Consider the following 19,783-nt stretch of genomic DNA (forward strand, 5'->3'; position numbering starts at 1 on the left):
CATGAGCGCGTCTATGTCAAATTCGGTGCATGCGAGCACCTCACGACTCATCGGGCATCTTCGCGAGTTGGGAAACCTCGTCGTTGCGTTTTCGGGCGGCGTGGATAGCAGCGTCGTGGCCGCCGCGGCATTGGCTGCCGTCCGGGAAGACCACGCTCACACGGCGATCGCGGTAACCGCGAAATCTCCGTCGCTGGCGAGTTGGCAGGCGGAGTTAGCCGTACGAGTTGCCGCCGAAATCGGGATCGAACACACATTTGTGAAGACGAACGAGATCGAACGCGATGGCTACGTTCGCAATCAATCGGATCGTTGCTTTTACTGCAAACAAACGCTCTACCAATTCTTGACGCCAATCGCATCTCAGCGCGACGCCGTGGTTTTGTCCGGAACCAACGCAGATGACTTGGGCGATTATCGACCGGGAATTCAGGCCGGGAAAGACGCGTCGGTGCGTACACCGTTAGCGGACCTTGGCATGGACAAAGCAACCGTGCGGGCGGTTGCCGCGGCGATGGGGCTGAGCAATTCCGATCTGCCTGCGTCTCCTTGCTTATCCAGCCGGATCGCGTACGGCGTGAAAGTGACGGCCGAACGTTTGGCTCGCATTGACGCGGCTGAATCATGGTTACGATCAAAAGGAATCGGTGATTTGAGAGTCCGGTTGCACGCTGGCGAATTGGCGCGGATCGAAGTCCCGCCGGAACAGTTTTCACGGATCGTTGACCTGCAGCGAGCACACTCGTTAACGAATGAGTTCATCGCTATGGGTTTTCGAAACGTCACGTTGGATTTAAGAGGGCTCCGAAGCGGCAGCCTCAACGAAGGGCTCGTAACGCTATCGGTAACGCAGTCATGAGTGATTTAATTGGTTGCCGTATCGGCGATTATCAGGTTTTACGTCGTATCGGCAGTGGCGGCATGGCGGACGTATACGCCGCCCGGCAACTGACCCTGCAGCGTGACGTGGCGTTGAAGGTGCTCAAGTCCGTCACCCAAAACGACGACGATCACCTCAAACGATTTCGCAGAGAAGCCCAGGCCGCTGCGCGATTGAATCACCCATCAATCGTGCAGATCTATGAGTTCGCCGAAGTCGATGGCGTCCACTTCATTGCGCAAGAACTCGTCGACGGCATTAACCTGAAGCAGGCACTCGATCGAGAAGGCTCGTTTACCGCCGAACAAGCAACCGAGGTCCTTCGGAGCGTCGCGGGTGCGTTGGAACTGGCGCATCAAAATGGGGTCACCCATCGAGACATCAAACCTGAAAACATCATGCGGGGCAGCCAAAACGCAATCAAAGTGACGGACTTTGGACTGGCGAGAATGCTGACTAAGATCGACTCGAGCACCGCGAACCTGACCCGTGCCGGATTGACACTCGGAACTCCACGCTACATGAGTCCCGAACAGATTCAGGGTGATAGCGTCGATGCCCGGAGTGACCTCTACTCGCTCGGCGTGACGATGTATCACCTCCTGACCGGCGTTCCGCCGTTCGAAGCGGATGAGCCATTGGCGTTAGCCGTCAAACATTTGCACGACACGCCGCGACCCATCGACCACGTGCGTGGCGGCGCGGACCTTCCCGATTGGTTGGTTTCGATCGTAATGCGTTGCCTGCAAAAGTCGCCTGACGCCCGGTTCGAATCCGCGCAGGCGTTGTTGCGAGCGGTCGAATCACACGCTCCGTCGGGAAGCGGTTCGGTAGCGTCGGCGACCGTTGTGTCGGACACCGTCGTCTCGGGACAGAAAGCCCCGCACCAAAATCCCGGCGCAGGAGTTGGCTCGTCTGAGGATTCGCAACTCGACGAGGATGGTAACGGATTGATCCCGTTGGACGTCGGCGTCAGTTCGGCGACCTTGCAACTCCAACGTGCGACCGACCTGCTGCGAGCATCCGAGCGAAAACGCAACCACCGCACCCTGCTGTTTCGATTCGGGGTCTTTGCCGCGACGGTCGTCCTCGGAGTTGTCGGATGGATGGCGGCTCGCGCGTCGCGTCCAGAATCGATCGGACGTGAATTGAGAGGACCGATCGTGGCGACCTCAGAAACAATCGAGCAGCAATACCTGACGGCACTCACGCGAAACGATGTGCCCGCTTGGCGTGCCGTGTTGGATTATCCGGCAGAACCGGGCACGCCACAGGAGGACTATCACGACAAAGCGAAGCTGCAACTGGCACGACTGCTTATTGAACAGGAACAGTATCAAGACGCGACCGTTCTGCTGAACGAACTGGAGAGTTCCTCTTCGGTCAAACGTTTGTATCTCATCCTCGCGATGGTTCATCGGCATGCGATCGCCGTCGCAACAGAAAACGCGAGGGAAGCGTCTCGGTTGAAAACACAGATCGCCGACAAACTAAGCGAGTTATCCGCCGACACGCCGGCAGCGGTCGAACTGTTCAACCGGATTGTTCCCGAAGAAGAACGGCTCGCGTTGGGACTCGTTCACGCGTAGGTCAGCCGACGTGCCAAGGCAATCGGCAGACGCCCCATTGCCCGCAATTCTCATCGACAGCGACCTCAATAAACGTCAATGCATCACCGAACTGCTCGCGTGTCTGCTCACGGACGCGTTCGGCGATCACGCGAGCGATCTCTTCCGCGGTGGTATTGATGACCGGCAAAATCACGGCGTCTTCATTTGGGAACACCCATCGACGTTCTCGGAAACGCACGGTCGTTTCCGTTTCGTCTTGCGACACTTTGATTTCGTGGTGGTGCCGAGGCAGGATCACGTGATGATCGAGAGCCTGCGTTTGCAGCAACACGGCGTCACGCAATGCGATGAAATCGACAACGTAACGGTTTTCGTCGAGCGGTCCTTCCACGCTGACTCGGACGCCATAGTTGTGTCCGTGAATCCGCTCGCAGATGTCACCGGCAAAGGTGATGAAATGGGCGGCGGAGAACACGAATTGTTCTTTGGAGACGTCGACTCGGAAGGTGGGCTGGGTCATGGAGTTTATCCAAAATCAGAAAGATCGTTGAGGCGGGGATGCGGTCGAGGCGACTGTGGCGTCGTTGCGATGGGCAGAACTCGACGTGAACTCCTGCCCCGCACGCTGGGTCATCCGCGAGTGAAAACGGGAACCGTTTCGGTCGAGAGCTCTTCACGGTAGCAGTAATCGTCTTCGGCGAACTGGATCAATTTAGCTTTCGTTTTGACGCGGTTACGGATCACCCACGACGCCATTGTGCCGCGAGCTTTCTTGGCGAAGAACGTGATCATTTTGTATTTGCCGTTCTTCATCTCCTTGAACGCCGGGGCAATGACCGGCGTGGGGAGCGATTTCGCATCGACGCAGCGAAAGTACTCGTTCGAGGCAAGGTTGAGCAGGAACCTCGATTGGTTCTTCTCGAGTTGCTCGACGACGGACTTCGTGACGTACTCACGCCAGTACGCGTAGAGGTCTTTGCCACGTGAATTCGGCAACGACGTTCCCATTTCCAAACGGTATGGGAGGATACGATCGAGCGGCCGCAGGATTCCGTAGAGCCCCGACAAAATTCGCAAGTGTTCTTGGGCAACATCGATCTGTTTTGCAGTCATCTTTTCTGCTTGAAGCCCCTGATAGACATCGCCTTGGAAGGCAAAGATCGCTTGTTGCGAACCTTCTTTCGGATGTGGGGCCATCCAGTCCTGGAACCTTGCGTGGTTGAGTTCGGCGAGCGATTCGCTGACATGCATCAGGTCTCGCAGCGATGCGGGAGTCTCCTGTTTGAGCAATCCCGCAATCTCGACACTTTCATCAATCCATTCAGGCTGCGTGGACTTTTTGATCTTTGATGGTGTTTCAAAATCGAGCGTCTTGGCAGGAGACAGTAGAATCAGCATGTTGTTTCTTCAGGGTTGGGCGTTGCGGGAATCATACATCGACGTCAACGATCACTCCACTCGGTCCCGCATTGACGACGAGTGAGTCACCCACGCTTACCTGTTTGCCCCAATCACTATGGATGTGTCCGCAGACAACCAATTTTGGCGAACAACGTTCGACACAGTCGCGGATGCTTTGGCTGCCGCGGATGCGACCACTGCTATCGTGGTCGACCGTGTTGATCGGGGGCGAGTGCACGACAAGTATTCCGCCGCTGGGGCACCCCGCTAACATTTCGGCCCCGCTCTCTTCGTCGAAATCATAGCTCCACGCACCGAACGGTGTGACCGGGATTCCACCACCGACGCCCCACAACTCCACGCTACCGGTCGACGTCGTCGCGGTCGTCCCGTTGCCGTGCAGGACGACGGCAGATTTCCACTCGCGAGATGCGTCGGCAAGTTCATCGACCGTCTCACCGTTGCCAGGGACGAGGAACGACGGCAACTCGATCGCCCGAAGGATTTCGAGCGTGTCGGCAAGCCCTTGATGTTGGTTTGCGAAGTCGCCGGCACCGATCACCACGTCCGCTCCCTTTGACATTTCGACCAAACGGAGAGCAGCATCCTTGTCCCGGTGCAGATCGCTGAAACAGAGCACTTTCATGTGTACCAAACCTTCATTGCGGAAACCACGAGCAGGACGACAAGCCCGGCATCGTAGCGAGTGAATTGATTGCTTGACGAGGATCGACGCAGATAGTCCAACAGGAATCCGGTCGGACATCCCATTCGACAGTACGCCATCGGTACACGTAGTGAAACAAGTAGCGTCCCGACGCACAACACCACGCTCGAAACGGCGGCTAGCGGCCACAAATAGGCATGAAACGGTTCGAACCCCGAGACATCCGTCGCCGGTCGAAATAACAGCAAGAGATACGCGGTAACAAAGGTCACCGGGCCCAGGTAGACGAACCGACGCGCCCACCGCGACGGTATCGAAAAGTGCCGCGATGACTTCGACGATGGACGCACCAGTTGCTGAACCGCACCATGCGGGCACAGGTGGTTGCAATAGGGGTTACCGCGGACAACAGGCGGCGACGTCAGGGCAATCGCAACCAATGCGACCAACCCGAGCGCCAGCATCCAACTCACACCCGATGCCGCCCACCCCATCAGCAACGACAGCGAGATCAAGTTGCCGGTCCAAAAGCCGATCACGACAATCGTCGTCGTCAACCAAAGCAGCCGAAATCGTCGGTAACGCATCCATCCGCGACGTGACGCGATACCGAGTAGTGTCAACAAACCGAGGACCGCAGCATCACGTACCGTGAACCGAATTTGCGACAGGGATTGCGAGAGCGACTCCCAGGACCACGGGGAAGGTGGCGACCGTGTCCAGTTCTCGATTCCTCCCTGCGAGTCAATCTCGGATGCAATCAACGCAATGGAATCCGCAATCGCGAGGCTCGTCATCGTGGCACCGGACACTCCCTCGACGCCCTCATCGATCGGATTCCAATCGGCGAGTTCACTCAGTGTTTTTCCTCGAATCAAATTCCAAAAGTACTCATCTTCGCGGACATACGTGACATAGGGTTCGTTGTCGAGCGATTGCCGAATCCAAAGGTCGGTCACCGTTTGTTCGGCGTCGAGGCTAAGGATCAACTCGGTAGGACCTTGGTAACCGATAACTTCGTCACAGAAGGTGCCGGTCCGAAAGACAACCCACTCCGCCTCATCTTGATCATTGCGGGCGAACGCAACCGGATCGTTGAGTTGGATCTTTTTCGCTCCCGGAATTCGCGCGACTTCATGGTCTTCGATGGGCCGGTCGAAGAGCAACGAAGTGGACTCGGCACCGAGACGGGCGAGGAGGCCTTCCGCCATCGCGAGGCTCGTCAGCGTGGCGCCGCTAACGCCGTCTATATTCCGCGTCTCTCCGTTTCGATCGACGCCGTTCCATGTCACCCCATTGAATTGCCCCAGGAAAGCGTCGTCTGCCACGACTGCCGCAACGTGCTCGTCGGTATCGTGACTGCTTAGAACGCCGACGTCTTTGATGAATCCATCGTCATCCATCACGAAGACGGCTTCGGTGGGGCCGCGATATCCTAACGCTTTGGCCGCGTGCGGCATCGTCCGGCCGACCAAGTCCAATTCCGTTCCCTGACTTCCCCGGGTTCTCCACAAACCATTCTCAGATGGTTCATCCGAGACCGTCTCGGCGCCCGGAAGGATTTGTTGAATCTTGGCGATTGACGGTGGGGAACTGCCGTGATCGTTCAGATCGCCTGCCGATTTCGTTGTGTGCGGTGACGGAAGCATGCACAACAACACAACCACCGCGATAACACGTAGCCCATGAACGAAAGGGGCCAACCAGGATTGTTTACGTGCTCGAGAAGTCGCTGTCGCCTTCGGTGCATCGACGACGGGAAGCGTAGTCTTATTCAAGCACAGTCACCATTGTTTTCGATAACAGACGTCGGTGGAGGAGCCCACGTAAGCGGCAATCGCAGACTTCCAAAACATCCTGAGTGTTGGCCAATCGACGCGGTGATGCTTTCCGCGGTCGATGATTCGGGGAACGCGATTTTATCGCTCCGTATCTGCCGCGTCTATTCGAGCCGACGGAATGACGTCGACGCGTCAAAGAAGCTATTAACATCAGCAGGCGAGATGGAGGAGACTCCAGAGACGACCGAACTCGGTTCCTGCGGAAGAGAACTCGCTCACTGACGCTGAATGATTCAGTCCTTCAATTGAGCGTGGTCGCACTCCGGATCACGTGGGTCCGGCTGTCCTACCTCCTCGACGGGATGTGTGAAGAGGTATTCCCACACTGGTTGGTGTATCAACCCGCCGGTGTCTGGATCTTTGACGGCGGCCTTTCCCGGTTGGACAGCGCCGTGAGCACGGCCTGGATTGCCACCGACGTCCGCATCGGTGATGAGCCGACGCGTGTTCGAATACGGTGGGCTCGCGCGGTCAACGTTCACAATCGGCCCGTAGTCGTTCAGCCCCAGCATCTCCCAACTGCGACAGTAGTGATCTTCGGCCCATCCCTGATCGAGCACATGCGAGAATGCAAAGAAGCGATTCGCCGGCGTGGCGGACGGGAGTGATTGCCAAGTCTGATGTTGGTCACGAGGGCCACACAGTGCAACAACGCGCGCCACCTTTTGGTGCTTGGCAAACCGGGACGCCGTCGTCGAACCGTGGGAACTGCCCGCGACAATCACCTTTTCCCAGTCGAGGTCGGTTCCATCGGAGTTGAGAAACTGGCCCCAATCACCGTCGACGTTTTGGGCACGGAGCCATTTCACCAACAGGTAGGCTCGCTCCGCCATGGAATCCGGTTTGGCAATCGCCACTTCGTCACTGGCGTCGATACCGGTCGCCGCTTCGAGGCGAAGATTGCCCCTGCATTCCGGATCGACGGGTTTCTCTTGGCAACATTTGGAGAACCATTTGTTCGCGTAGTGGACTCGGATCGCATGAAGTCCATAACCGTTGAGTCGCTCGAACAGGGCGGAGTTGTGTGCCATCAACCAAATCACCAACCGACCGTGTGCGGGAACGTTCGGATCGAACCAAGCCTGTTGCATGTCGGCTGGTTTGCCATTGTCGTCGTCGATCAGGAATCCAATCTCGGGGTACGCGCGAACTCTTGAGTCGATGGTGCTGGCACGGACGCTGACTCGCACACGACCACGAGCGGAAGAGGTCGACGGCGGCTCATCGGCGAATAGACCGGGAGTGCTGCAAAAGTAGGCAACTGCGAGGGGCAACACGCAACAAATCGCGTGGAAACGCAAACAAGTGGAGAACATTGATCGGCAATGACAGTGGGGAGAACGAAGGCGTCACCGTAACGCTTCTGCATGGGCCGTATGATAACCCATCACTCGCATCAATACGGCTCAACCGCCGATATTGGGAACCGCCGCGATCTTGGGCGGTGTTTCGTCGGCGCACCAATCTCGCACGCGTTCAAGAAATTCGTCCTCTTCAATCCCAACGGCTTCGACCCGAGGGGAGCCGGATTGAATCAGATGCAGCAACGCTGACTTGGTTTCGGCCAACCGTTGGCAGACCTTGGCCTGTTCGTCATCCGAGAGCGGATGCGATTGCAGTTTCATCTGCCCGGCGGTCGAGGCTTCACGCAGGAGTCGCGTCAAGCGGTTTTCATTTGCCGCGAGTTTTTCGCCTTCGAAATAGACTCGCCGCAATTGACCGGATGTGTTGAATTGAAACACCGGATCGACACCGTCGAACACACTCACCGCCTTCGGACTACGCCATCCAAGGACGTACTCGTGTTTCGTCAGGTCGTTTGTGAGTCGGCCTCGTTCGGGAAGGTTAACCCCTTCCGCTAGGAGGTCTTCCCGGTCAGCTTCTTCTCGTGCCATGTGTCGTGCGAATCATCCGTTGAGAGGATCGAGCAATGTTGGATTTTACCCGCGGCGAACATGTATGCCGGATCGCGCTGGAGCCGGACCGATTCCTCGGTTCGGCTGTGATACATCAGGTCACGCTGCTACGCAATGCGCGAGTCGTCTTTGGTCGACTTCGACTTAGTTTCGATTCGATTGCTTTTGCGAGACAGTTGTGGATCTTCGTTTTCTTCTCGGTTAGATGTCGCCGCGACTTTGTAGGTCAGGCCGTGGACGGTTTGAATGATGATTGGCGCGTTAACGGGAACGAACATGACAGGGGTCTCGCAAAACAGGTCTTTAGACAGCGGGTTAGGTAACGAAGCGTACGTCATAAACGAATGTTTCGACGTTTCATTTGACGCATCGCAATTTGGATGCCAGTAGTTCCCTGAAATGAATGAACGGCGATTCGGGTTATAACGATTACCCCAGACCAATGTGGCCGCTCACTGCCTCAATGCCCCTCAACGGGAAATCCTCCCCCGTAGCGAGCCGCGTGAAAAACGAGTAAATCGCCCAGAGACGGCCGTCTTCCTGCGACTCAGTTACGCAGGCCTGCGAATTTGCTAGCTAGCTGCCTCAAATTCATGCACCGTAGTGGTGATCCGGGTCCGAAAGGTGACGATCCGCCTCGCGACATGCCTCAGCGAACGTCTGCATTGCAGCGGCAACACGCGTCAAAGTCGGCGAGAGATCGCACAAAGCTTCTCTTTCGAACTTGCGAGCCGGCTCATCCCGCCACTGCTGTTTGGTTTGCTGCCACTGTTCAGCAAAGTCGAGAAACTCCTGGCGCACACGCGACTGGCTTTCGGTCAGCGGACCGAGTGGGAAAGGTTGCATGACCGTTTAGATCCCCTGGGGGTTGAAAGTCCGCAACATCTTGCGGCCTTTGTAGAGGTGGAACATATCGGTGGGGGCCGGCGGGCGCATCCGTCCGGCGGTCGGCAGGTCCATCGTCTCCAACCCGTCGGTGACCACAACGCACTCGGTTCCTCCGCGAACGGCAGTGAAGACCGCCGCGGTCTCCTCCAAAAAGAATCCGAGCAGGGCAGGTTTCACCGCTTCGTATTCGTTTCGTTCGAGATACGTTTGCAGCGGCTCGATGAGTCGCCGTTGGGCCTCGTTGAACTCGGCCGCAGGAACCGTGAAGATGTCATCGTGCTCGGCATGCCAGCCCGCATAGATGGCGTAGATGTCTTCCGGTGGCAGGTCGGCGACGTCGGCGTTGAGAGCGAAAACGGTCGGCCCGGAGATGCCGATGTTGCTGTAACTGCGATCGCCAAAATCGTATTGGAAACGCACCAAGAACACGTCGACCGGATCGTGGTAGCTCGGCCAGAGCATCCGGCGGGAATCGACAACCTCGACCGAAGTCGGCGGCACGCCCATCTGTTGGGGTTGGGTCAACCAGAGAGCGATTTCGGCCTCCGCAGTGGCCGACGGTGTGCGGTACTTCTCGTCGATCTCGTCGGAGAGATTCAGTTCGTCGGCGTAGGCGATGGCTCGCAGTCGGGCGGACGGTTCCGCTGACAACGCGATCAGTTGTTCCTTGCCCGAGGGCTGCCCGAGTCGCGCCAACGCACCGGCGGCTTCGCATTGAACGCGGCGATGACGCAGTTCGGCGGCTTTGTTGAGTTCAGCGATGGAGCTTTCTTCGCCGATCAAGCCGACCGCATCGCAAAGCGAAACCGCCAGAGCAACGGCCTCCCCTAGGATCGCCTGCACTTGCTCGACATCGGTTCCAAAGCTGCGCGGGTCCTCTTCGAATTTGGCGAGTCGCTGCGACACGTTCCGCAGGAGTGCGTTGAGCGCGTCAATGCGATTGGTCGCGGGATGCGAGTCCACCTGGCCGCTGCGGAACAGGTGTCCGGCAAGGTCGAGAATCGGGGCGGCGAGCGAGGGTTCGGCAAGGCAATCGAGCAACCCGGGGAAAACCGCATCGACCGGCCAATCGTTGTGCTGCATCAATGGGCTGAGAATTTGCCCCGATGCCATCCACCCCCGCGGGGGCGCATCGTTCAACGTTTGCACGAGTGCACCGAGTGATTGCTCCGAACGGATCATCGCCAACAAATGCATCAACAGATGCCGGTTGGCAACCTCCGGCGACAACGCGGCAAGGACTTTGACGAGCCAATCCACCTGCAGGCCGCGCACGGCATCGTCGTCCCCGGCCGCCTGCGCTTGCAAACATCGCAAATGGATCAAGCGCAGTAGACCACCGGTCACGGCGGGGTCCGCATCGGGGAGTTGATCGGTCGCGTCGGAAAGCAGTGAGAGCAGCTTTTCACCGGTCAGTTGATCGTTGTCGGCGAGCTTCTTCAGTGCCAAGCCCGCTCGGACCGGATCCACGTCACGCGTCAGGATCACACCAAGCAATTCGTCCGGCTGCGTCATGTCGTGAAGGTCGGCGTTGGTATTATCGAATTCAGGCATCAGGCTGCTCACCGCGAGGATCGTAGGTTAGCGACGGGTCGATGGCCGCGGACCAATTCAACGACGCAACATCGGCTTCGGTTGCCCAGCGGCTGAATTGAGGGTCGTACAACGGTTTGCCGCTGACAGGACAGAGCGGCGATTCGGAATCGGCGTAGACGTGCACGCCGTTGATGTCGGGTTGCAACCAAATGGCTTCGCACTCGTCACAAACCACGAGACCATGGGTCAGTTTGAGCGATCCATTTTCGTGATCGAAAAAGGCGCGGACCGTGCAAAGTCCACCGCCACAGATCGGGCATTGCCCGATGCTGTAACGCATGCCTTCGTGGTCGCCCGGGCGGGAGTCGCTGCCCGGCGGATCCGAAAGCGAGTCGTGTGAGTCAGGTTCGATTCGTGTCACGTCGTGTAACCCTAGCGGAATAATTCGAGAGTGTTCGATGTGTTAGAGCGGGTAAGCGGTAATCACGCGGTTGCCTTCGAGGACCAACTGAACGCGGCGGGCCATCGGTTTGCGACGTCGGTTCCCCTCGCGGCCCCCCACGAACCCCACACGTTTGCCCATGTCGACCGTGTAGATGGTGCGCCCTTTGTCGGTCTTCTTCGTGGTTCGTTTGCCGGCTTTCGCGTTTTCATAAGCCTTGTCGATCGTTTTCAACGCACCTTCCATCCCACCATCGAAGACACCATGTTTGCCCGGTCGCCCCGGTTGATCGGAGACATGCCGGCGCAGGTGTTCGAGGCGATGCCCTTCGGCGCTGCCAGGCGTGTACATCAAACCGGCCGGCGAGATATAGCGGTCACGTCCGACTTCGCGGAGCAAACCGTACTTCAGCGACTCGTCCGCGTCGGTCGACGTCGGCTTGTTCTGCGACGTGGAATCCGACTTCGCGTTGGACGAAGACATCCGATCGGCGAGCGGTCCGCGCTGGGTCGTTTCCGTCTTGGTGTCGGGGGGCGAGGATCTTTGGGCCGCTGCGACCGTCGCCGAAGAGTCCTTGGAATTTACATCTCTTGACTCGATGGCGTCGGACGCTTGCGAAGATCGCGTAGGCTGGTCATCGATACGCTTCGCGGCGCTGTCGTCTTTTCGGCCGGCGTTGTCTTCCTGCGAGATCGATGGCAGGTTCCAACCGGTCGCCTCGTTGATCGCGGGACGCAGAACCGTGTAGCCGCCGATCAACAACGCGATCACCACACCGGCGACCGTGGTATTTTTTTTGCCGGAGGTGTGAGAGTTAGCCATGAATTAAATATTTGCGTATCAGTCGAGAGAATGAATCAGACATGAAAGTAGCACTTTCTGGGCTCTTTGGCTAACCTGCCCCCCGGCGGCGATACCGTGTGCCCCGCAGCCAACGATTGTCAAAACGAGTCGGCTGAGATCATTGGTCGGGCGTCGACGCGAATCCGAGCGGGCCGATCTTCTCGATGTCAGCGAGTTGTTCGTCACGTTTCTTAAGGTTGGCGTTCTTACGTTTGGTCCACGACGCCGCCATTTGCCGATCGACGCTATGAGTTAGTGGCGGTTCATATGCAAATTCGCGGAGTACTTCGAGCGATTGGTCCGCCGAGCGAGGCTTGCGATCCATCCACGCATCGAGACCATCACTACGGAGAAAAAACGGCGAACGATGGTGACCGTGTTCCATCACGTAAGGCAGCGCGGGACGCATGACCAAACTCATCCGAAGGTCGGGCTCTTGGTTCGGTTCCTGTTTGAATGAGAAGATCGCCGCAGCGAGCAAGAGTTTATCTTCGGTGGGAGAGAAACTCGCTTCGGTGCCCTCCGTTTCGCCCCAATAACAGGGCTCGCGGAACGAGGTCATCGGCACGACGCAGCGGTATTTTTGAAACGGGGTTTTCCAAGGCCACTTCGTGCGCGACTCGATCCGTGTGTTGTTCAAAAGGTAGCGGGGACCGCCTTTCCCGGAGTCGCCCCCCATGCCAAACGTCATCGGGCGAATCTCTCGCATACCGTCACGGTTGATCGCGAGCGTCGGCGCCGGGGCGAGCGGGAAGATCTCTTCAGGGATGTCGAAATCGAAGGTTGCCTGAGCGTCGAGGTGTTTGCAGATGTCATGCAAATTCGTACGGACGTGAAAGCGATTGCACATCTTGAATTAGTCTCGATTCATAGTTGAGGCCGCATGACCTGCCATACCGACGAGGCTGCGGTCACGTCGTCGCGTCCGGCCTTCGCGCGTCCGTATACGACTCGGTTGTAGGCATCGACGACCTGGATTGCGGATTGCCTGAGATTGGGGAACTCGGCGACCAACCGACGTGTGTATTCACTCGGTGTTTCATCATCATTGCGCGTGACCCCTTGTTCTCTACCCCATGCTTCGAGGGCTTGGAAGGTGACCACGACAACCTGCCCAGCATCCGCGTTGCCGACAGGGTTCTTAAATGAGGAAAACGGCCGCAATGACCGTGAAGGTTTCGGTGCAGAGGTGCGGGTAACCGGTTCAACGGTCTCGTCGTCGGAGCCTCCCAACCAACCGTTGAGCCACTCGAGAAAAGCGTGGCGATTGAGGTATGCGTAGACCGCGACCAACGCCAACAGCCCCACGACAATGAAGAACTTGATCAACCCAGCAAACCCCGACAGCAAACCGGACCAATCCGTCGGCGGTGATGGTGCGGGGGGAGGTGTTTGGGCGGGTGGTGGCTCCGTGTTCGCCGCTTGGTTTTGTTGGCGTTTGTCAGGCTGAGGCTTGGTGTCTGTATCTTCCTCGCTCGATGAATCCTCGGACGATTGCTCGCCCGCATCGGACGGCGGGTCATCGGATCGTGTTTGATCCTCGCGATCGGATTCATTTTGACTGTCATCCGATTTACCGGGTTGTGATTCTGGTTCGTTTGACTTTTGTGTGTCTCGGTTCGGAGAATCAGTCTGCTGCTGGTTCGATTTTTGTTCGGGCGATTCCTGTTGCGGGGAACCGGACGACTGTTCTTCGGCAGATTGCTGGCTCTGTTTTCGTTCGCTTTGTTTTTTGCTTTGTTTTTTGCTTTGTTTTTGCTCGCTTTGCGTTTGCTCGCCCTGGTTTTGTTTGCTCTGTGCTTGCTTTCCTTGTGCCTGCTCGCCTTGCTTTTGCGATGACTGCTTAGACTCGCCCTGTTTCTTACTCCCTTCGCCTTCGCCCTGCGGCTTGGATCCATCGGACTTCGTCTTGCCCGAATCATCGTCTGATTTCTCGCTAGCCTTTTTGCCGCCGGATTCTTTTCCGGTGGGGCCATCGTCTCGCTTTCCGGAGTCGCCTCCCGGCTGGCCACCTGGCTTGGACAGGGAAGGCAATTCCGGTGCATCGGATGGTTGACTCGCATCGGGCCTCGGGGCACCTTGAGCCTTGCCACCGCTGCCCGGTTGATCGGCACCTTCGTTGCCCCACCCGTACTTGCTCGCGGTTGTCGGAGAGGTGTTGGTTAAGAAGTCGGGCATTTCGAAGGAGACGATCGCACGGCCCGGCATCGGTGCGAGAATTGCCAGCACCAGGATCACGATGATCAGTCCGATGCCGCCGGCCAACCACGCGGCGGTGACTTGGGTCGGCATCTCGGTATTGCGTTGACGCAGGTACCGACGCAGATTCAAAAACGACGTCACGACCAAGAGCGATAGACTGGCGAACAAATACGACGCGAGTTGCCAACGAGCGGTCTCCCAGGATCCCGGATTGCCTCGCAAGAAAAACTGCCCGATCCCAAAGAGTGGCAACGCGCCGAGGGCAAGGTATAAAACGGTGCGTCCGGGCTGATGCCCGTGCAACGCATCACGCTGGGCGTCCCGACTCTCGTTTTTGGGCGGTGCCGAATCGGTGGCGATCGTGCGTTTCGGCTGGGCGCGACCGCGCAACTGTCCGAGCCATTTTTTCGCGCTGTCAACGAGCCCTCGTCCGCTGCTATCGACTCCATCGTCGACGATCGTGCAGTCGTGGACGATGCGGTCGGCGAGATACCCGACCGTCATGATGACGGCTGCGGAGAAGATCGGGTTGCCGAGAAACCGCAGCATGACGACGAAGGTTGCAACGCCCAAGGCGACGGCGTACACCGACGAGTAACTGCGACTCTCTTCAATCGTCACGCGAGCGAGCGCGGTCGCGCCCATCGTGTACCAGAAAAGCGTCCACATCACTCGCTGCGGATAGTTGCCCTGATAGAGCACGAGCATGAGAAAGCCCGCGAGGCTGTTGAGCATCCAAAAGATCAACAGCGGCGCAAGGCCGATCGCGACGTAGTCGGCGAGTGTTTGGTAACGACGATTCAAAGTCGGTGCGCAGCCGAGCGGGCCGGCGGTGTGAGGAGGCTAGTGACGGAGAGCCTCTATTCTAACACGACGAGCGGATCAAAAACGAATCCGCCGCACACGTGCCTGCTCACACTGGTGCCATTCTCTAGGCCGCCTCGAGCGTTCAAAAACGAAGCAGCCGATGTCGCCCGACTTCGATGGCCTGAATTCCGGCGAATTCAGCTACCGGGGATCGGACACGCCGAATCTCAGAATGCTCAAGTGGTTTGTCGAAGCCTAGATTTAGGGTAGCGAAACTCGCCAACGGTTTGTCGATTTAATCAAGAGTCAACCTGTTTTCGTTTAACCGGTAGCCGTAGGCGACGTGCAGTGGCAAGAATCACCGAAAGTCTTGGCGACTTTCGCTACGGCCTCGAACCCGCATTCTTGATCGTGACGCGCCACTAGAACCCGAAATCCTTAGAGGCCCAAGTCGCCGAAGAGTGGCGTGCTGAGGTAGCGTTCGCCGAGGCTGCACATGATCGTCACGATTCGCTTGCCTTTCATTTCAGGCCGAGCGGCGATTTGAGCGGCGGCGCACATGTTGGCCCCGCTACTGATCCCCGCGACGATGCCTTCCTCTTTGGCCAGGCGTCGCCCCCAGGTGAACGCGTCTTCGTCATCGACCTGGATCACATCATCGAGGATCCCCGTATCGAGGTTTCCAGGAATGAAACCGGCACCGATCCCTTGGATGCGGTGTTTGCCGGGTGCCCCGCCGCTGATAACCGGCGAGTGAGTGGGCTCGACGGCGAAGGCTTTGAAATCGGGGTTTTGGCTTTTCAGGAACCGAGCGGCTCCGGTGATCGTTCCGCCGGTACCGACGCCGGCGACGATCGCGTCAATTTTTTGATCGCTGTCGGCCCAAATTTCTGGCCCCGTGGTGGCTTCGTGGATCGCTGGGTTGGCGGGGTTTTCAAACTGCTGCGGCATGAACGCGTTGTCGGTTTTGTCGACGAGGTTCTGTGCCGTATCAATGGCGCCTTTCATTCCGTCACCGGCAGGGGTGAGAACGAGGTTCGCTCCCATCGCCCGCAGCAACGCACGACGTTCGACCGACATCGACTCGGGCATCGTCAGCGTGAGTTTGTAACCTTTCGCTGCACAGACAAATGCCAATGCGATACCGGTGTTGCCACTGGTCGGTTCGATGATGTGAGTTTCCGAGTTGATGTTGCCGTCGCGTTCGCCGGCTTCGATCATTGCAACGCCGATTCGGTCCTTGACGCTGTTGAGCGGTTGGAAAAACTCACACTTGGCAAACACCGTCGCGCCGCCAGCGGGGACAAGACGATTGATTTGCACCATTGGCGTGTCACCGATTGCACGAGTGACGTTGGCGAAGGTCGTTCCACGAGCCATGAGATTTCTCCTAATGAGCACTGAGCCTGCCAGTGATTAGCTTCTAGCTGGGATGGGGATTTGCGTGGGTGATATCGATAGATGCTCGCGGCGATTGCGATCACGCCGCGAGACGTTGTGAGGAAAGCAAAACGTCCGTCAACCGTGACGTCGTTAGGCCACCTGCCATGTATCGCCAGAATTGAAGAGAGCCATCAGATCGCCTTCGCCCTTCTTCGCTTTGGCGGCGGTAACCTGTTCGTTGATCTGATCGTTGTAGGTTGCGACACCTTCAACGCACCGCAGAACACCGATCGGTTCTGGCATCTCGGGATAACGCATTCTCGCCAGCATCATTTGGATCGCTGGGTTGGGATCGTGCGCGTCGTGGATCAGCAGGTCGTCCGACGGGACGTCTTCGGTGTTTACGATTTCGAGATGGTTGCCGGTCAGACGAATGCCTTTCTCGCCCTTGGCACCAAAGATCAACGGTTTGCCGTGCTCGAGCTCGACGATGTTATCAGCACGTTGCTTGCGTTCTTGAGCGTACGCCATCGCGCCATCGTTGAACACGTTGCAGTTCTGGTAGACCTCGACGAGCGAGGTGCCTTTGTGAGCCGCGGCGGCTTTGAGTGTTTCGCCGAGGTGTTTAACGTGGGCGTCGATGCTGCGGGCAACGAACGTTGCTTCAGCAGCCAAGGCGACCGACAGCGGGCTGAGCGGGTGATCGATCGCGCCCATCGGCGTGCTCTTGGTGATCTGCCCCTCGACACTCGTCGGGCTGTACTGGCCTTTGGTCAGGCCATAAATGCGGTTGTTGAACAGGACGATGTTGACGTCCAGGTTCCGACGCAAGCAGTGAATGAAGTGGTTGCCACCGATCGAGAGCGCGTCGCCGTCACCGGTAATGACCCAAACCATCAACTCCGGCCGCGTCGACTTCAGGCCGGTCGCGAAGGTCGGTGCACGCCCGTGGATGCTGTGCATGCCATAGGTGTTCATGTAGTACGGGAAACGACTGCTGCATCCGATACCGCTGATGAAGACGGTCTTTTCGCGTGGAAAGCCGAGTTCGGGCAGCACCTTTTTCATCTGCGCCAAAATCGAGTAGTCACCGCAACCGGGGCACCAGCGGACGTCTTGGTCGGATGCGAAATCAGCGGCTTTGAGTACAGGAAGATTCATGAAGGAAAAAACGAATGGCGGAGGACGATGGGTTTAAAAATGGTGACGTTTAGGAAGAGGCACGGTCGGGCGATCCGCCTCCGATTCACACGCAAAGTGTTGCGGTAACGGCGAGGCAGCCCAACCCGTTTCGCTTCCTCACATCATCCTGCTTTGGTTTGGCGAAGGGTCGTGGCGTGATGCGTGATCGCATCGACCAATTCGGTAACCGCGAACGGCTTGCCCTGCACCTTGTTGATGCCGACGCAGTCAACGAGATACTCCGCACGCAGCAACATGCGAAGCTGGCCGGCATTGAGTTCGGGAACCAGAACCGTTCGGAACGAACGAAGCAGCGTTCCGATGTTCGATGGCAGCGGGTTCATGTAGCGAATGTGCGCGTGGCTGACGTCGTGACCGGCGTCGCGGCATTTCGCGACCGCGGTCAAGCAAGCCCCGTAGGTACCGCCCCATGAAACGACCAGCACGTCGCCGGACGTCGCACCGAAGACGTCCTGTTCCGGGATCCGTTCGGCGATTTTGGCAACCTTCGCGGCCCGCGTGTCCACCATGTGTTGGTGGTTGTCCGGGTCGTAGGAAACGTTTCCGGTGCCGTCTTCTTTTTCCAGACCACCGACGCGGTGCATCAGTTCCGGAGTACCGGGGATCGCCCATGGTCGGGCGAGGTTTTCATTGCGGCCGTACGGCAGGAATGTTTCATCCGAATCGCTGGCCGCCGGATGCGAGCATTTGATTTCAGGCAGATCCTTCATGTCCGGGATTTTCCACGGTTCGCTGCCGTTTGCGATATAGCCGTCCGAGAGCAGCATGACAGGCACCATGCACTCGGTCGCGATTCGCCAAGCTTCGACGGCCATTGCGAAACAGTCACCAGGCGAACGTGGTGCGAGGATCGGCATCGGGGCTTCGCCGTTGCGGCCAAACATCGCCTGCAACAAATCGCTCTGCTCGGTCTTCGTCGGCAATCCCGTACTCGGGCCACCACGCTGCACGTTGACGATGATCATCGGCAGCTCGAGCATCACGCCTAGCCCCATGGCTTCGCCTTTGAGCGCGATCCCCGGACCGCTACTGGCGGTGACCGCCATCGTTCCGCCAAACGCCGCACCGATGGTCGCACAGACCGCCGCGATCTCGTCTTCGGCTTGGAACGTTCGCACGCCGAAGTTTTTGTACTTGGTCAGTTCGTGCAGAATGTCCGAGGCGGGCGTGATCGGATAAGTGCCGTAGAACAGGTCCTTGCCGCTGACCTGCGACGCGGCGATCAGGCCCCACGCGAGGGCTTGGTTGCCCATGATGTTGCGGTAGGTGCCGGGCTCGAGTTTGGCAGCCTCGACCTGGTAACTTTCGCCGAAGACTTCCGTCGTTTCCCCGTAGGCCCATCCAGCACGCAGAGCCGCCATGTTGGCGTTCATGATGTCCGGCTTCTTGGAGAATTTCTCTTCGATGAACCGCAGTGTCGGGTCGAGCGAACGACCAAACAGCCAGTAAACGAGGCCCATCGCAAAGAAGTTCTTGCAGCGGTCGGCAAACTTCGTGCTCAGACCGAATTCGCTCACTGCGTCACGGGTCATTTTGGTCATGCTGACCCGAACCACGCGGTAGGATTGCTCGATCACGTCGGCATCGAGCGGATTGCTCTCGACTTTGGCGAGCTTGTATTCCTTCTCGTTGAAGCCGTCTTCGTTGGCGATCAAGATACCGCCTTTGCGAAGGTCGCCGATGTTGGTGACCATCGCCGCCGGGTTCATCACGACGAGGGCGTCGAGCGTGTCACCGGGAGTGAAGATCTCCTGGCTGGCGAACTGCACCTGGAAACCGGACACGCCGGCACGTGTTCCGCGTGGTGCCCGAATTTCCGCGGGGAAATCGGGGAACGTCGCCACGTCGTTGCCCGCCAACGCCGATGTATTGGTCAACTGCGTTCCGAGCAGCTGCATCCCGTCGCCCGAGTCGCCACACAAACGCACGGTAATGCCTGAGACGGTTTCGACAGTCTTCGATGTGGCGGGTGGAGTACTGGTATCAATCATGGAAGGAGCGGAGAGGGCTGTGGAGGAAGCGGCGAAGGCTGGAGGTCGTCGAACGGTTGAGGACGGACGCGGCCCGCCATGGGCAAGCGAATTTCGCCGTCGAATCGTATCGAACGCGACACTATGGATTTTTCAGGTGTCCCGTCGCCGAAAAATCGATTCGATCGATGGCGATCCCGTGGTCACCGGGCGACCTAGAAAACCCGTTTCAC

19 protein-coding genes are annotated in these 19,783 nt (G+C 58.0%); 3 read left to right on the plus strand and 16 right to left on the minus strand.

The window, feature by feature from the left end; translation table 11 throughout:
- Window position 1 precedes the first annotated feature (1 nt).
- Both larE and RSSM_RS19460 read left to right on the plus strand, forming a co-directional pair.
- The gene (gene larE / locus RSSM_RS19455) at window positions 2-859 is read left to right on the plus strand and encodes an ATP-dependent sacrificial sulfur transferase LarE (RefSeq protein WP_044303062.1); all 858 of its coding nucleotides are present in this window, start codon (window positions 2-4) and stop codon (window positions 857-859) included.
- Entirely contained in the window at window positions 856-2,469 is a 1,614-nt protein-coding gene (locus RSSM_RS19460) for a serine/threonine-protein kinase (protein WP_008682585.1), read from the plus strand. Before larE ends, RSSM_RS19460 begins: the two co-directional genes overlap by 4 nt.
- Window position 2,470: 1 nt before the next feature.
- Here RSSM_RS19460 and RSSM_RS19465 read toward each other — a convergent pair whose 3' ends face one another.
- The 4 genes from RSSM_RS19465 to RSSM_RS19480 all read right to left on the minus strand — a co-directional run bounded on the left by RSSM_RS19465 (window position 2,471) and on the right by RSSM_RS19480 (window position 6,297).
- Window positions 2,471-2,971: a 6-pyruvoyl trahydropterin synthase family protein gene (locus tag RSSM_RS19465; RefSeq protein ID WP_008682589.1), complete on the minus strand. Its 501-nt coding sequence runs from the start codon at window positions 2,969-2,971 to the stop codon at window positions 2,471-2,473.
- Window positions 2,972-3,081: 110 nt separating this feature from the next.
- Window positions 3,082-3,849: a peroxide stress protein YaaA gene (gene yaaA, locus RSSM_RS19470; protein WP_008682591.1), complete on the minus strand. Its 768-nt coding sequence runs from the start codon at window positions 3,847-3,849 to the stop codon at window positions 3,082-3,084.
- Window positions 3,850-3,880: 31 nt separating this feature from the next.
- Complete coding sequence (locus RSSM_RS19475; protein WP_008682593.1) at window positions 3,881-4,498, minus strand: metallophosphoesterase family protein; 618 nt, start codon at window positions 4,496-4,498, stop codon at window positions 3,881-3,883.
- The gene (locus RSSM_RS19480; protein ID WP_236621244.1) at window positions 4,495-6,297 is read right to left on the minus strand and encodes an FMN-binding protein; all 1,803 of its coding nucleotides are present in this window, start codon (window positions 6,295-6,297) and stop codon (window positions 4,495-4,497) included. The genes RSSM_RS19475 and RSSM_RS19480 overlap by 4 nt, the downstream gene beginning before the upstream one ends.
- A 105-nt stretch (window positions 6,298-6,402) precedes the next feature.
- On the opposite strand from RSSM_RS19480, the gene RSSM_RS33275 reads away from it, so the two are divergent.
- On the plus strand, window positions 6,403-6,582 hold the full coding sequence (locus RSSM_RS33275; RefSeq protein ID WP_144059962.1) for a hypothetical protein: 180 nt from the start codon (window positions 6,403-6,405) through the stop codon (window positions 6,580-6,582).
- Between the two features lie 11 nt (window positions 6,583-6,593).
- On the opposite strand, the gene RSSM_RS19485 is transcribed toward RSSM_RS33275, so the two are convergent.
- The 12 genes from RSSM_RS19485 to RSSM_RS19540 all read right to left on the minus strand — a co-directional run bounded on the left by RSSM_RS19485 (window position 6,594) and on the right by RSSM_RS19540 (window position 19,571).
- The gene (locus RSSM_RS19485; RefSeq protein WP_008682598.1) at window positions 6,594-7,676 is read right to left on the minus strand and encodes a BPSS1187 family protein; all 1,083 of its coding nucleotides are present in this window, start codon (window positions 7,674-7,676) and stop codon (window positions 6,594-6,596) included.
- A gap of 90 nt (window positions 7,677-7,766) precedes the next feature.
- Entirely contained in the window at window positions 7,767-8,255 is a 489-nt protein-coding gene (locus RSSM_RS19490) for a hypothetical protein (RefSeq protein ID WP_063709098.1), read from the minus strand.
- A gap of 128 nt (window positions 8,256-8,383) precedes the next feature.
- On the minus strand, window positions 8,384-8,554 hold the full coding sequence (locus RSSM_RS33840; RefSeq protein ID WP_008682603.1) for a hypothetical protein: 171 nt from the start codon (window positions 8,552-8,554) through the stop codon (window positions 8,384-8,386).
- Window positions 8,555-8,867: 313 nt separating this feature from the next.
- Complete coding sequence (locus RSSM_RS19500) at window positions 8,868-9,122, minus strand: hypothetical protein (RefSeq protein WP_008682605.1); 255 nt, start codon at window positions 9,120-9,122, stop codon at window positions 8,868-8,870.
- Window positions 9,123-9,128: 6 nt separating this feature from the next.
- The gene (locus RSSM_RS19505) at window positions 9,129-10,718 is read right to left on the minus strand and encodes a HEAT repeat domain-containing protein (RefSeq protein WP_236621246.1); all 1,590 of its coding nucleotides are present in this window, start codon (window positions 10,716-10,718) and stop codon (window positions 9,129-9,131) included.
- A complete protein-coding gene (locus RSSM_RS19510) occupies window positions 10,711-11,121 on the minus strand; it encodes a hypothetical protein (protein WP_008682610.1) in 411 nt (136 codons plus the stop codon). Before RSSM_RS19510 ends, RSSM_RS19505 begins: the two co-directional genes overlap by 8 nt.
- Before the next feature lie 42 nt (window positions 11,122-11,163).
- Complete coding sequence (locus RSSM_RS19515; protein WP_008682611.1) at window positions 11,164-11,964, minus strand: hypothetical protein; 801 nt, start codon at window positions 11,962-11,964, stop codon at window positions 11,164-11,166.
- Between the two features lie 139 nt (window positions 11,965-12,103).
- Window positions 12,104-12,835 (minus strand): SOS response-associated peptidase family protein, encoded by a 732-nt coding sequence (locus RSSM_RS19520; RefSeq protein ID WP_008682613.1) that lies wholly within the window; start codon window positions 12,833-12,835, stop codon window positions 12,104-12,106.
- Window positions 12,836-12,852: 17 nt separating this feature from the next.
- Window positions 12,853-14,991, minus strand: coding sequence for a DUF4129 domain-containing protein (locus RSSM_RS19525; RefSeq protein ID WP_008682616.1), 2,139 nt, complete (start codon window positions 14,989-14,991; stop codon window positions 12,853-12,855).
- Window positions 14,992-15,432: 441 nt separating this feature from the next.
- Window positions 15,433-16,374 carry a cysteine synthase A gene (gene cysK, locus RSSM_RS19530; protein ID WP_008682617.1) on the minus strand — a complete coding sequence of 314 codons (942 nt, stop codon included), beginning with the start codon at window positions 16,372-16,374 and terminating at the stop codon, window positions 15,433-15,435.
- Between the two features lie 153 nt (window positions 16,375-16,527).
- Window positions 16,528-17,538 (minus strand): 2-oxoacid:ferredoxin oxidoreductase subunit beta, encoded by a 1,011-nt coding sequence (locus RSSM_RS19535; protein ID WP_008682619.1) that lies wholly within the window; start codon window positions 17,536-17,538, stop codon window positions 16,528-16,530.
- A 143-nt stretch (window positions 17,539-17,681) separates the two neighbouring features.
- Complete coding sequence (locus RSSM_RS19540; protein ID WP_008682621.1) at window positions 17,682-19,571, minus strand: 2-oxoacid:acceptor oxidoreductase subunit alpha; 1,890 nt, start codon at window positions 19,569-19,571, stop codon at window positions 17,682-17,684.
- Window positions 19,572-19,783: the final 212 nt, after the last annotated feature.

The organism is Aporhodopirellula sallentina SM41, assembly GCF_000346505.1.
Lineage (GTDB): Bacteria > Planctomycetota > Planctomycetia > Pirellulales > Pirellulaceae > Rhodopirellula > Rhodopirellula sallentina.

What these genes read in the sequence shown, in the direction of transcription:
- larE (WP_044303062.1), top strand. Translation starts at nt 2, where the DNA reads ATGAGCGCGTCTATGTCAAATTCGGTGCATGCGAGCACCTCACGACTC.
- RSSM_RS19460 (WP_008682585.1), top strand. Translation starts at nt 856, where the DNA reads ATGAGTGATTTAATTGGTTGCCGTATCGGCGATTATCAGGTTTTACGT.
- RSSM_RS19465 (WP_008682589.1), bottom strand. Translation starts at nt 2,971, where the DNA reads ATGACCCAGCCCACCTTCCGAGTCGACGTCTCCAAAGAACAATTCGTG.
- yaaA (WP_008682591.1), bottom strand. Translation starts at nt 3,849, where the DNA reads ATGCTGATTCTACTGTCTCCTGCCAAGACGCTCGATTTTGAAACACCA.
- RSSM_RS19475 (WP_008682593.1), bottom strand. Translation starts at nt 4,498, where the DNA reads ATGAAAGTGCTCTGTTTCAGCGATCTGCACCGGGACAAGGATGCTGCT.
- RSSM_RS33275 (WP_144059962.1), top strand. Translation starts at nt 6,403, where the DNA reads ATGCTTTCCGCGGTCGATGATTCGGGGAACGCGATTTTATCGCTCCGT.
- RSSM_RS19485 (WP_008682598.1), bottom strand. Translation starts at nt 7,676, where the DNA reads ATGTTCTCCACTTGTTTGCGTTTCCACGCGATTTGTTGCGTGTTGCCC.
- RSSM_RS19490 (WP_063709098.1), bottom strand. Translation starts at nt 8,255, where the DNA reads ATGGCACGAGAAGAAGCTGACCGGGAAGACCTCCTAGCGGAAGGGGTT.
- RSSM_RS33840 (WP_008682603.1), bottom strand. Translation starts at nt 8,554, where the DNA reads ATGTTCGTTCCCGTTAACGCGCCAATCATCATTCAAACCGTCCACGGC.
- RSSM_RS19500 (WP_008682605.1), bottom strand. Translation starts at nt 9,122, where the DNA reads ATGCAACCTTTCCCACTCGGTCCGCTGACCGAAAGCCAGTCGCGTGTG.
- RSSM_RS19505 (WP_236621246.1), bottom strand. Translation starts at nt 10,718, where the DNA reads ATGCCTGAATTCGATAATACCAACGCCGACCTTCACGACATGACGCAG.
- RSSM_RS19515 (WP_008682611.1), bottom strand. Translation starts at nt 11,964, where the DNA reads ATGGCTAACTCTCACACCTCCGGCAAAAAAAATACCACGGTCGCCGGT.
- RSSM_RS19520 (WP_008682613.1), bottom strand. Translation starts at nt 12,835, where the DNA reads ATGTGCAATCGCTTTCACGTCCGTACGAATTTGCATGACATCTGCAAA.
- cysK (WP_008682617.1), bottom strand. Translation starts at nt 16,374, where the DNA reads ATGGCTCGTGGAACGACCTTCGCCAACGTCACTCGTGCAATCGGTGAC.
- RSSM_RS19535 (WP_008682619.1), bottom strand. Translation starts at nt 17,538, where the DNA reads ATGAATCTTCCTGTACTCAAAGCCGCTGATTTCGCATCCGACCAAGAC.
- RSSM_RS19540 (WP_008682621.1), bottom strand. Translation starts at nt 19,571, where the DNA reads ATGATTGATACCAGTACTCCACCCGCCACATCGAAGACTGTCGAAACC.